The organism is Natronomonas sp. CBA1123, assembly GCF_009741925.1.
In the GTDB taxonomy this organism is placed as follows: Archaea; Halobacteriota; Halobacteria; order Halobacteriales; family Haloarculaceae; genus Natronomonas.
This window is the reverse complement of the sequence record NZ_WPCC01000010.1, coordinates 42,269-54,237: the sequence shown is the minus strand read 5'-3', so window position 1 is coordinate 54,237 and position 11,969 is coordinate 42,269. Positions and strand designations below refer to the sequence as shown.

The following is an 11,969-nucleotide window of genomic DNA, read 5'->3' as shown; positions in this document are numbered from 1 at the left end:
CGGCATAAAAGTACGCGGCTGGACTCAATCGACGCGGACGACTCGCATCGGCTGGTCCGTGTACACACGGTCCACGACGTACACGCTCCCGCCGGCTACGATAGGCGCGGACACGTTGGACTCGAAACCGAGATGCCAGCGAGGCTCCCCGTTTTGGACATCGAGCGCAGTGAGTCGGTCGCCCTCGCTGATACAGAGGGCGTCTGGTGTCACTGCGGGCGTCCCCACGACGCCGCGGTCGCTCTCGTACTCCCAGCGCATACACTGCGATTCGACATCGTAGGCGAAGAGTCGACCGCTCCCGTCGTCACGGAGAGACGTGACGAAGAGGATTCCGCCAGCCAGCGCGGGCGGCGTCGTCGCGGCACCCTCGAAGTCGGTACGCCACGCGGTGTCGCCGGTGTCGGCGTCGAGTGCGAACAGTTGACTCTTCGGAGACTCCCCGTCGGCGTCCGTCCTGTTATGCCCCATCAGTCGGACATCTTCGCGGTGGGCGACGACGAACAATCTGCTCTCGCCGGCAACGACGTGACCGGGAATCCGCCAGTCGTCCGGCACCGAAATCTCGCGCTCCCACGCGATGTTTCCACCGTGGTCGAGTGCGTGTATCGTTCTGGTGTCACCCGAGGTGTCGTTTCTGTCGAAGGTGTAGACGTGGTTCTCGGTGACAGCGGGAGTAGCCCACAGCGTCCGCCACGAGGAACCGTCCGACCCTTCGACGACGTTCGCGCCGAGTTCCGTGTGCCACTCCGCGGTTCCATCGTCGGTTCGGACGGCGCGAACGCCGGTGTTAGTACAGACGTAGACGGTGCCGTCTCTGACGGTCGGGGCGATGGGCAAGAGACCGCCGCGAAACGAGGCAGTGGTGTCGATGTCCCACCGTACCGTCCCGTCCTCGGTGGCTACGCCCTGAAGAAGAACGTGGCCGTCGGCGTTCTCCGTGAGTGCGACGACGGTGCCGTCGGAAACGGCGACGGGCCATCGAGTCCGGTCGAACTCGTCGTAGCGCCAGCGGACGGTGTCGTCGGCCGCGACTGCGGAGACCGAACCCGTACCCGAATCCGCTACGTAGAGGTCCTCGGCGATAACGGGCGGAAGGAGTGCCTCACTTCCGGGTGAACGCCACCCGACGGTCGAGGGGGCGGCTGGAACGCCGGAACCGGGAACGAAATTCGCGTTCGTGGCCGTCGCGGCGAACTGCGGCCACGTGTCTGGTCCGGTCATTGTCGGAAGGTTTACCGGAGTCAGACAGCCGCTTTCCGAAGCGTCCGTCGTTCCATCGAGGCAGCCAGCGAGTCCGGTAACCAGACACCCCGAAGCGGCGAGTAGGGCGCGCCTCCCCAGTCTCATACTTGCGGAAGTCGCCAAACTCGTAACTTAATTATGCGAGTTATTCACCGTATTTTAAATCGTTCGTAGGGCGTATCGATATTCCGTTCGCCGAGACGTATCGAACGCCGAAGGAAGCACCCTCACGAGACGACCCCAGCGCGGATGGTTTTTTGACCACCCCTCACGAGGGTAGCGTATGGAGGTCGAAACGGTCCTCGTTCCGGTCGACGGGTCGGATGCGGCGATGGAGGCCGTCGAGTACGCCACGGCCATCGCCGAACGCTACGACGCCGTCGTCCACGCGCTGTACGTCCTCGGGGAGAACGCCGCCGCGGCGATGGAGGAGGGCAGCGTCGAGGCCGCCGCCATCGCCGAGCGCGGCGAGCAGGTGATGGCCGGCGTCCGTGCGGTCGCCGACGGCGTCCCAATCGACCACTCCTCGGCGTACGGCTACTCCCAGACGCGGCTCTCTCAACACCCCGGCAGCGTCATCCTCGACGTGACGGAGTCGCTGGAGGCCGATTTCGTCGTCATTCCACGCGAACCCGTCACGGGCGACCCGGAAGCCGTCATCGAGAAAGCCGCCGAGTACGTCCTCGCCCACGCCTCACAGCCGGTGCTGTCGGTGTAAGAGCATTCGCGAGGCGCGCGAAGCGCGCCGAAGCGATTCACCGGCGGCGAGCGAAGTGAGCCGCCGGGTCGTTTTTCCCCAAGTTTTTGCGGGAGGGGGTTCCCGCAGCGAGCGTAGCGAGCGAGGAAACCCCCTCTCGTAAAAAGTGGGTGTTAGTAAGCACTCATCCCCGTCAACTCTTTACCGACGATGAGTTTCTGAATCTCGGTGGTGCCGTCGGGGATGGTCATGACGCTGGCGTCCCGATAGTAGCGTTCGAGCCGGTTCTCGGTTTTCAGCCCCTCGCCGCCGTGAATCTGCAGGGCGTTGTAGGTGGCGTCGACGGAGCGTTCGGCGGTGTACCCCTTCGCCAGCGAGGAGATGAGGCGGGCGCGGTCGTCGCCGCGTTCGAGCAACTCCAGCGCGTGCCGCGAGAGGTGTCGCGACGTTTCGAGGTCCCGCAGAATCTCGTACAGTTTTTCCTGGACGAGTTGGGTCGACCCGATGGGGTTGCCGAACGTCTCGCGCTCTTCGGCGTATTCGAGGGCTTCCTCGAAGGCGGCCTGCATGATGCCGACGGCCATGAACGACATCCCCGTCCGCATGAACGAGAACGTCGCGTTGAGCGCCTTCTGTTCGAAGAACAGTTGTGAAACCGACTCGGGGAACGGGACGATTTCCTGCATGTCGGCGCCGTCCATCAGGGCGTTGCCGACGATGTTCGACAGGCGGTTGTCCTCGGGGATGCGCACGCCGTCGAAGTACATCTTCCCGTTGTTGACGCCCTTCCAGCCGAGTTTGTCCATCGTTTCGGTCTCGAACGGCGAGTTCGCTTGGTCGACGAGGAACATGTCCTGGGTGTCGGCTTCGTCGTCGTGGGCGACGACCAAGGCCACGTCGGCGATGGGCGCGTTGCCGACCCACTGTTTCTTCCCTTCGAGGACGTACTCGTCACCGTCTTTGTAGGCGACGGTGTTTGGTCGGGCGGTGTCGCTGCCGCCCTCGGGTTCGGTGACGGCGAGACAGCCGATACACTCGCCGTCGTGGAGTTTCTCCAGCATCGCGTCCTGCGTCGCGTCGGCGGCGTGTTGGACGAACACCGACGGGAACGACATCTGTAAGGCGACGTTGAGGCTGGGCCACACCCGGGAGACCTCCTCGGAGACGATGGTGAACCGTTCGAGGTTGCCGAAGTACTCCTCGGCGACGCCGGGTTCGAAGCCGATGTCGAGTTCCCGGAGGACGCCGGTGTACTCGAGGAACTCCTCGCGTGTCAGCGGCTCGCGGTCGGCCTCGTCGACGATGGGTTCGATGTGCTCTTCGAGGTGGGCCCGAAGGGTTTCGCGGAACTCCCCACCGTCGTCGTCGTAGTACATCTTACTCGAAGCTCTCCGAGAGGCTCCCCATGATGGGGGCGAGTTGGGTGCCCGTCGCGACGGGGCCGTCCATCTCGTACTGCTGGCTCATGAACCCCTGGACGGGGTCGATGGCACCGGTGATGAGGCCGACGAGGTTGTCGGCGGGACCGCTGATTTTCAGCGTCGGGTCCTCTAAGGTGCCGGCGCCGCCGGTGAGCGTCTTCTCGGAGCCGTCGACGTGCATGTGGCCGTCCATCGGGCAGTCGGTCGCCTCGAAGTTGACCGTGATGTCCTGGCCGATTTGCTCTTGGACCTCGGGGCTGTTCGCGACGATGACCTCCATGCCGGTCCACAGGAAGTTCTGGAACTGGTCGGCCGTCTGGGGGTTAGCCTCGACGAACGGCGCGACTTCCATCTCGTCCATGCGGCCGACGAGGCGGCCGAAGAGGCCGGGGTTCTCCTGGACGAACTCGCGGGTCTGTCCGTCGAGGTCGGCCAGCAGGTCGGGGAGGTCGGCTTCCAGTTCGTCTGCGGACTTCTCGAGCGATGCTTCGATGCAGTCTGTGAGTTCACTCATGGTCGGATTTCGGGGCTGAGGCCCCGTGTACCGAGTCAGTTCGGGCGTTCGTCCCTGTGGATTGTTCCTCCCATGGGTGGGTCTTTATGTTAGGACGCCGTTCGCTTCATTCGTTACCGATGAGGTCCGTTGCCAAGCGTTTATATCCATGAGTTACCATTGAAAGGTACAATGCGATACGTTCGGACGGTCATCATCCCTCGGGAGGGCGGGTTGCATCCGGTCGACGAGACGCTGGCGGCGGAGCCGAACGTCACACGGGAGTTGCTCCACAACATCAGTCTGCTGGACGACGACACCGCAATCACGCTGTTTCAGCTCTCCGGCGACGTCGAGCGGATACGCGAAATCGCCTCCGAATCCCCCGAAATCCTCGAATACCAGATTTCCGAGGGCGAAGACCACGTCACCATCTACGCCCACTTCGTCCCGAACGACACCGTCGTCGACCTCCTCAGCCTGTTTCGGGAGTACGAACTCATCCTCGATATGCCGCTGGAGTACACCGCCGACGGCGGGTTGCGCGCCCACATCGTCGGCGAAGAGGACGTGATTCGGGAGGTCATCCCGAAGGTTCCGGACGGCCTCGGCCTCAATCTCGAACAGATAAGCGACTACGTCCCCGAGGAAGAACGGCTGTTTTCGATGCTGACGCCGCGACAACAGGAGACGTTGCAGGCAGCCCTGGAAGTCGGCTACTACCGCGTGCCGCGAGAGGCGACCCACCAGGACATCGCCGACCACCTCGACCGCTCGGACGGGACGGTGGGCGAACACCTCCGGAAGATAGAGGCGAAAGTGATGGCGGCCATCGCGCCGTAGCGGCGCGTCTCGTTCGTTTCAGGAAACCGCTTCGAACGCGCTGTCGACGAGTGAGGGGTCGTACGTCCACGTGCCGTAGAACTCGTCCGGGCCGCGCTGTTCGGCGACGAGCGCACACTTCTGTCGGTCGTCACCGTCGCCGTCGAAGACGAGAAACCAGTACCGACCGGTGTCGGCGTCCGCCTCGACGTGGACGGTCAGGGGGAGGCCCCGGAGAGATTCGGTGTCCGCCTCGGGGATGACGTGGATATGGATATCGATGTCGGTCACCTCGGCCAGTTGGCGGTACAGCGACCGCTGGGCGTCGAACGCCGCGACGGACTGGAACCCGACGTGGAACGTGCCGCGACCGACGCGCCACGCGCGGTCTTCGAGTTCCCGAGAGGTCGCGAGCAGTTGGCGGCGGTGCAAGGAGGCGAACACCGTCGTATCCAGTAACTCGAAAACCGCGCGATACGCGGGGGACAGTTCCCCGAGGTCGTCGGGCTGGCGAATCGGTGGCCGGAGGAACTCTCGGAGCGTGTCGGCCGACACCGCGCCACGAAACCGCTCGCCATCGCGGACGACGACGAACGGGTCGGGACCCGCCGGCGGCAGGTCTCTGTACGTGATGTCGACGTTTCGGGTGGCGAACTGCGAGCCGAAATCGTCGGGTTCCCGCCGGTAGTAGACGACCGACTTCTGGTGTCGCTCGGCGTTTTCGAGGATGGATTCCAGCGACATAGCGCGCGTGTGGCTCCGTGTCACTCCGACTCTGGAGGTTGTTCGATTCGGGTCGAGAACCGAATCAGGTCGGCCACGGCATCCGGAACCGTTTCGAGGCGGATTTCCATCTCCTCGCGGTCGTAGGCGACCAGTCCGCTGTCGGCGAGCAACGGAAGGTGGTGGTGATACAGCCGGATTTCGAGTTGCCGCCGCTCGTCCGGCCCGACGACCACCCCCTCGGAAGCGACCCACCCGGTGAGGATGTCGATCAACTCCTCGAAGGTGGCGTCCTCCCGTTCGAGGAGATACCCCAGCACTCGCCGACGCGTCCGGTTGGCGAGCGCTCGAAAGAGGGCATCGGGTGACGACACGGCGTCGAGTGCCCCCTCATCCCACCTCGGTTCGCCGGCATCCCCCTCCGTGAGTTCCGTTTCGTCAGGCATCTCTGTAACCCCTAGATTCCTTGATAGCGTACCACACAGCATAACGTTTTTATAAAATTTCTAGTACAGAAGTATAAAAATTATCTAGATAGGGTTCCGGACGGCACTACTCCGGACCACGGCCGTGAGCCGGCCCAGTCGTCTGTCGAACGCCGTCGGTGTTCTCCGCGAGGGCGGACTGCATAAACGGCCTCGCATACGAGCGCACAGCGTTTGGCCGCCGTGGGAGAACTCCCGGGTATGACCGAGCCGCCGTGGTTCAACGAGTACGAGGACTTCGGTATCGACGAGTCGCTGGAACCGTATCCCGACCACCCGCTGCATCGGTTCCTCTACGACGCCGCCGAGGACTACCCCGAACAGGGCGTCGTCCAGTCGGGGCGGACGGTGACCTACGCGGAGTTACGCGAGGACGCCGACGCCCTCGCGGCCGCGCTTCAGGACCGCGGCGTCGAGAAGGGTACGCGGGTGGCGACGGTGCTACCCACCTCGGCGCAGTTCGTGCTTGCGACGCATGCCATCTCGCGGGCGGGCGGCGTCCACGTTCCCAACGACTTCCTCGACGCCGACGAGGACCTCGTCTACCGCCTCGAACAGAGCGACCCCGAGGTGCTCATCGGCCACGACGAACACCGCGAACTGCTGGAGCGACTCCGTGAGGCCGCCGCGGTCGAACACCTCATCCTCACCGACCTCGATGACTACTCGGCGGACCCGCCGGACCACGACCCAGAGGCGGGAGTCGAGTGGCTGCCGGCCGTCATCGAGGGAAGCGACGGCGACCCCGACCCCGTCGACATCGCTCCCGACGACACCCACACAATCCTCTTTACTGGCGGGACGACGGGGCTCCCGAAGGGGTGTCTGCTCACCCACCGCAACCTCGTCGCCAACGCGCTCCAGACCATCGCCGCCCAGTCGCGGCTCCCCGACCTGATGCGCGGCCGGGAGTCAGCGGTGCTCTCGTTACCGATGTATCACTCCTACGGCTACTCTATCGGCAACATGCTCGTCGCCTTGGGGCTGGACTTACTCGTCGTCCCCGACGCCCGCGACACCGAGTTGATGCGGCGTCACGTCGCCGAACACGACCCCATCGTGATGTTCGGCGTCCCCACGCAGTTCATGGAGATAGCGGAGGAGGAACTCGAACATGACGTCATCGGCATCGCGGGGTCGGCGCCGCTGGCCACCGAGACGAAAGAGCGCTTCGGCGAGCGCTCGACGGGCCTCTCACAGGGCTACGGCCTCTCGGAGATGTCGCCGATAACCCACTTCAACGTCGCCGGGATTCAGGAGGCGCTGATGGGCACTGACGACGACGGCGAGGGCTTCGAGCAACCGACCGTCGGCGTCCCCGTTCCCGACACCGAGGTGAAACTGCTGGACGTCGACAGCGGCGAAGAGATTCCGATTCCGGACGCCGTCGCCGACGAGCGGGAGGCGGAGATGTGTCTGTCCGGCCCCCAGCGCATGAAGGGGTATCTCAACGCCGAGGACCCCTTCGACGACGACGGCTTCGTCGCCACCGGAGACGTGGTGAAAGTCGACGAATGCGGGCGGTTCTACGTCGTCGACCGCGTGAAGAACATGATAAACGTCTCGGGGCTGAAAGTGTACGCCGAGGAGGTCGACGAGGTGCTGTTCGGGATGGACGGCGTCCGTCGACCCGCCACCATCGGCGTCCCCGACCCCGACCGCCCGGGCAGCGAGCGCGTGAAGATATTCGTCGAACGCGAAAACGGCGCCGGCATCGACGCCGAGGACGTCCGAGAATATCTGGACGGACGGGTCCCCCGCCAGGCGATGCCGAAAGAAGTGGAGTTCCTCGACAGCGTACCGCTGACGGACATCGGCAAGACGGACCGCGAGGCGCTGAAGGAAGACGAGTGAACGCTCAGGCGGAGAACTCGTCGTCGGCGTACACCGCGTCGATGTCGGCGGCCGATTCGGTCAACTGCACCGCAGCCTGGGAGTACTGCATCACTTTCTGCATGTCACCCTCGATGTCGAAGTGGCCGGACATCATGCCGTCGACGACGCCGAGTTCGCCCTTCATCAGCTGTTTCCACGTTTCGTTGTCGGCGATGAGTTTGAAGCCGGCGTCGACCTCGTCTTCGCTCTCGATGAAACGGGCTTCGGTACACTTCCCGCCCTCGAGTCCGAGGAAGGCGTAGCCGACGTGCGTACCGTTCTCGTCGCTGACGTAGGTATCGATTTCCTCGTGGAGGAACTCCGGCATCGCCTCGGTGTCGAGGTCGTCGATAGGCATCTCCCGCATCTCAAAGATGAAGTCGCCGTTGAAATCGACGCCCCAGTCCGACCCCAACTCCTCGTACTGGTCGTTGTCGTTGATGCGCTGTTTGTACTCCTCGAACCACGCCTGACTCGGGAAAATGAGTTCTTCGCTGTCTGTCTGAGACATTGTGATTCGTCTGCACGTCGTACGCCCCACCGTTGACCCTGACTCCGCGAATCCGAGGGGGTTTAAATACAGTCGTCGATGGACGGCGATTCGCCACGCGACGTGCAGCATCGACACCTAATATATTTGGGACCAGATTCAACCGTTCGGGGGTTGTTGTTTCGGGTGGCCGGTTCCGCGAACGCCGTGGTCGCGCCCCGCGACCGCACGCCCGTTCGGCCTCTGACATACCGTCGAACCGTGGTCCACGTCTCGCGGAATCGGCCGGTTCTACGGGCGGTCACTCGCCCCGTCGTTCCAACGCGCGAGTGGCGACGCGGAGGCGCTCAATGTCGGTATCGACGGGCCCTCGGAGCGCCCGCCGGAGCGTCCGCTCGGGCGAGTACCCGACGACGTGTTCCTCGAACGTCTCGATGTCGACGCCGAAGCGTCGCCTGACCGCGCGGTCGGCCCGCTCGCGTTCGCTCGCCTCCTCGTCGTCGACCGACGCCGCCAGTTCCGCCCGCCGTCGTTCCCACGCCGACGCCTCGATATCGGCGTAGTTGCGGGCAGCTTCGGCGTTCTCGAGACCCGTCGGCGCCTGTTCGGCCACGAAGTATCCCCAGAGGTCGCCCTCGACGTGGTGTTCGACGAGGCGCTGGAGTTGTTCGACGCGCTCCTCCGGCGGGCCGCGGTCCGACGGCGGCTCGGCGCCCAACGCCTCGTAGTGGTCCTGTATCGCGTCGTGGAGGTCGCGCTCGATGCCGGCGAGGGCGGCCGCGACGGCGCGCACCTGGTCGCTGTCGGCGGGGTTCCCGAGGGCGGCCAGTAGGTCCATACCACGAGGACGCACCGAAGGGTAACGTTACTTTCGTCGACCGCCCAGGTGATAGCCCGCGGTAGCAACGGCCTACTCCCCCGCAAGCGCCCGAAGGGTAGCCGTAACGAAGGCGCCGGGAACGTAGCACTCAGAAGATGCGACTCGAACGACTCTCGCTTGCGGAGTGGGACGACGCCCTTCCGGACCACGGAATCGAACCGTTCCATGCCCCCGAAGCGCTGGAAGTGCTGGACGACCACACCGCCAGCGACCTACAGCTGTTTGCGGGGTTCAACGGCGACCGGCCGGTGGCGCTGCTACCGGTGTTCGGCCGGTCGACCCCACTCGGGCGGGTACTCACGTCACCGCCACCCGGGATGGGTGTCTCACGACTCGGGCCCGTGCTCATGCCGGCCAGCCCCAAACGGAGCAAACGGGAGAAGCTCAACCGCGAATTCACCGACCTCGTCGTTGATGCGACCCGCGCCGACTCGAGGGCGACGCTGCTTCGGCTGGTGTGTCCCACCGCGTACGGCGACCCTCGGCCCTACGTCTGGGACGGCCTCGACGCCGAACCACTGTGGACCTACCGGCTGGACGTCGACGACCGCACGCCGGACGAGTTGCTCACGGCGGCGAGCAAGAGTCTTCGCCGTGAAATCAACGACGCGGCGGCGCTGGACGTGACCGTCGAGCGAGAGGGGCTGGACGGCACGCGAGCGGTGTTCGACGAGACCCGAAAGCGGTACGCCGAGCAGGGGGAGGCGCTGTCGGTGTCGTGGCCCTACGTCCGCGACCTCGTCCGAGCGATGCGGGCGACAGACCGCGCGCGCACCTACGTCGCCCGCGACGCCGAGGGACGATTCCTCACGGGCATCACCGTCCTCTACTCGAACGACGCGGCGTACTTCTGGCAGGGCGGCACCCGGTGTGTCCACGACGGCGTCGCGGTCAACGGACTGCTCCACTGGAACATCATCGAGGACGTCGCCGAGGACCCACCGCGGCCGTCGGTGTCGACGTACGACCTTCTCGGCGCCAACACCGAACGACTCAGTCGGTACAAGAGCAAATTCGGGTCGACGCTGACGCCGTACTACGTCGTCGAATCGGGTGGATTGGGGATGACCGCGGCGAAGAAGGCGTACCAGCTCGTGGGTCGGTGACCTCGATGCGCGTGCTCAGCCTCGTCACCAACAGGCGGGCGACGTTCTACAGAGGACAGCGCGCCGCGCTCCGCGACCGCGGCGTCGTCGTCGACACCGTCAGCGTCCCGGGGAGCCGGTCGGCTGACGGGCTCGTGGGACGAACACCGGCGACGTACCTCCGTTTCTACGGACTGGTGCTGCGGTCGTCGCTCGCCGACTACGACCTCGTCCACGCCAGTTACGGCCTCACCGCGCCGGCGGCACTGTTGCAACCGAACCGACCCGTCGTCATGACGCTGTGGGGGAGCGACCTGATGGGCCGATACGGCCCGCTCAGCAAACTGTGTGCCAGAGCGGCCGACGAAGTCGTCGTCATGTCGACCGAGATGGCGGAAGTCCTCGGCCAGCCGTGTCACGTCATCCCCCCACGGCATCGACGTCGAGCGGTTTCAGCCGGCTTCGAAAGCCGAGAGTCGGGCCGCGCTGGGCTGGGACGACGCCGACGGCTACCAGGTGCTGTTCCCGTACGGTCCGGAGCGACCAATCAAGGACTACCCGCGCGCCGAGCGTGTCGTCGCGGCCGCCGAGGGGAGACTCGAAGCGCCCGTCGAACTCCGGAGCGTCACCGGCGTCCCCCACGAGGAGATGCCGACGGTCGTCAACGCCGCCGACGCCCTGCTTTTGACCTCGGAGCGAGAGGGGTCGCCGAACTCGGTGAAGGAGGCACTGGCGTGTAACGTGCCGGTCGTTTCGACCGACGTGGGCGACGTCTCGACGATGCTTCGGGACGTCGAACCCTCCGCGGTCGGGTCGACGGACGCGGAACTCGTCGACGGACTGGTCGAGGTGCTGACGACCGGCGGCCGCTCGAACGGCCGAACGATGGTCCAGCACATCCGACTGGAGAACCAGGTCGAGCAACTCCACGGCGTGTACGAACGCGCCCTTGCGGAGACCGGTCGCCGCTAAGCCGACCATAACGAAGTCGATACTCCCCTTCCCGTGAGCGCATGGAGGATTCAGTATCGGAGCGGAGAGCGACCGGCCGACCGGAGCGACCCCTTCGTCTGGAGCTGTCGGCGTACGGGCAGTTGCTTCATCGTCTTCGCGAGGAGGGACGCCGATTCGTCGACGTCCGACAGCGTGCCGACGGCGTCGTGTTACACCACGATGTGGAGCTGTCGCTGTCTCGTGCGCTCACGATGGCGCGACTGGAGGCGACGCACCGCATCCGCGGAACGTACTGCATCCCGGTTCGGTCGTCGCTTCACGACGCCTCGACGGTAGCGTTCGCACGCACCGTCCGGTCGATTTCGCGGCTCGGCCACGAGGTCGGCCTGCAGTTCGACCCGGCGGCCCACTGGGAGGCGTCTCCGAGCGAGGCGGCGCTGCTGTCGGAAATCGACCGCGAGCGGAGAGCACTGAGTCGGCTCTCGAAGGACCCCGTCGAGGTCGTCTCGTTTCGGCGGCCGACGGAGCGGCTCAGTCGGCTCGAACTCCCCGACGCCATCAACGCCTGTCGGGACCCCGAGGAGCCGTCGTATCGGGTCGTGACCGACCGGGAGCTTCGAGACACCGAACCGTTTCCCGACGGCGTCCCCGAGCGGTTCCGACTGGTCGTCCACCCCGGTCTGTGGCGGCCCGTCGCACAGTCCGAGTCGGTCGTCGTCGAGACGTACCGACAGGAGGCGGCGTCGGCCGTCGAATCCTACTTCGACGCCTTCGACATCCCGACACCGCGCCGATAACG

The 11,969-nt window shown here is 65.2% G+C and carries 12 protein-coding genes and 1 pseudogene; 6 read left to right on the top strand and 7 right to left on the bottom strand.

Translation table 11 applies throughout. The features are described 5' to 3' along the window. Positions 1-24 precede the first annotated feature (24 nt). Entirely contained in the window at positions 25-1,224 is a 1,200-nt protein-coding gene (locus tag GJ631_RS06825; RefSeq protein WP_197424879.1) for a PQQ-binding-like beta-propeller repeat protein, read from the bottom strand. Between the two features lie 304 nt (positions 1,225-1,528). On the opposite strand from GJ631_RS06825, the gene GJ631_RS06820 reads away from it, so the two are divergent. Then, entirely contained in the window at positions 1,529-1,963 is a 435-nt protein-coding gene (locus GJ631_RS06820) for a universal stress protein (protein WP_156708437.1), read from the top strand. Between the two features lie 152 nt (positions 1,964-2,115). On the opposite strand, the gene GJ631_RS06815 is transcribed toward GJ631_RS06820, so the two are convergent. Further along, positions 2,116-3,318, bottom strand: coding sequence for an acyl-CoA dehydrogenase family protein (locus tag GJ631_RS06815; RefSeq protein WP_156708436.1), 1,203 nt, complete (start codon positions 3,316-3,318; stop codon positions 2,116-2,118). Between the two features lies 1 nt (position 3,319). Then, entirely contained in the window at positions 3,320-3,877 is a 558-nt protein-coding gene (locus GJ631_RS06810; protein ID WP_156708435.1) for an SCP2 sterol-binding domain-containing protein, read from the bottom strand. 171 nt (positions 3,878-4,048) lie between these two features. Here GJ631_RS06810 and GJ631_RS06805 point away from each other — a divergent pair, with 171 nt between their 5' ends. Further along, entirely contained in the window at positions 4,049-4,699 is a 651-nt protein-coding gene (locus tag GJ631_RS06805) for a helix-turn-helix domain-containing protein (RefSeq protein ID WP_156708434.1), read from the top strand. 18 nt (positions 4,700-4,717) lie between these two features. Here the strand turns inward: GJ631_RS06805 and GJ631_RS06800 are convergent, their stop codons facing one another. Next, complete coding sequence (locus GJ631_RS06800; RefSeq protein ID WP_156708433.1) at positions 4,718-5,422, bottom strand: DICT sensory domain-containing protein; 705 nt, start codon at positions 5,420-5,422, stop codon at positions 4,718-4,720. A 20-nt stretch (positions 5,423-5,442) separates the two neighbouring features. Continuing rightward, positions 5,443-5,847 carry a helix-turn-helix domain-containing protein gene (locus GJ631_RS06795; protein WP_156708432.1) on the bottom strand — a complete coding sequence of 135 codons (405 nt, stop codon included), beginning with the start codon at positions 5,845-5,847 and terminating at the stop codon, positions 5,443-5,445. 240 nt (positions 5,848-6,087) lie between these two features. Here GJ631_RS06795 and GJ631_RS06790 point away from each other — a divergent pair, with 240 nt between their 5' ends. Further along, complete coding sequence (locus GJ631_RS06790; RefSeq protein ID WP_156708431.1) at positions 6,088-7,740, top strand: AMP-binding protein; 1,653 nt, start codon at positions 6,088-6,090, stop codon at positions 7,738-7,740. A 4-nt stretch (positions 7,741-7,744) separates the two neighbouring features. On the opposite strand, the gene GJ631_RS06785 is transcribed toward GJ631_RS06790, so the two are convergent. Together GJ631_RS06785 and GJ631_RS06780 are read right to left on the bottom strand one after the other, a co-directional pair. Next, positions 7,745-8,272, bottom strand: coding sequence for an SCP2 sterol-binding domain-containing protein (locus GJ631_RS06785; protein WP_156708430.1), 528 nt, complete (start codon positions 8,270-8,272; stop codon positions 7,745-7,747). Between the two features lie 280 nt (positions 8,273-8,552). Next, positions 8,553-9,089 (bottom strand): hypothetical protein, encoded by a 537-nt coding sequence (locus GJ631_RS06780; RefSeq protein ID WP_156708429.1) that lies wholly within the window; start codon positions 9,087-9,089, stop codon positions 8,553-8,555. Positions 9,090-9,226: 137 nt separating this feature from the next. Between GJ631_RS06780 and GJ631_RS06775 the strand changes: the two genes are divergently transcribed. The 3 genes and pseudogenes from GJ631_RS06775 (at position 9,227) to GJ631_RS06765 (ending at position 11,967) form a co-directional block, all read left to right on the top strand. Further along, positions 9,227-10,237 (top strand): GNAT family N-acetyltransferase, encoded by a 1,011-nt coding sequence (locus tag GJ631_RS06775; protein ID WP_156708428.1) that lies wholly within the window; start codon positions 9,227-9,229, stop codon positions 10,235-10,237. Between the two features lie 5 nt (positions 10,238-10,242). Further along, positions 10,243-11,188 (top strand): annotated as a pseudogene (locus GJ631_RS19450) (glycosyltransferase). Between the two features lie 41 nt (positions 11,189-11,229). Next, positions 11,230-11,967, top strand: coding sequence for a hypothetical protein (locus GJ631_RS06765; RefSeq protein ID WP_156708427.1), 738 nt, complete (start codon positions 11,230-11,232; stop codon positions 11,965-11,967). The last annotated feature ends 2 nt before the right edge of the window (positions 11,968-11,969 follow it).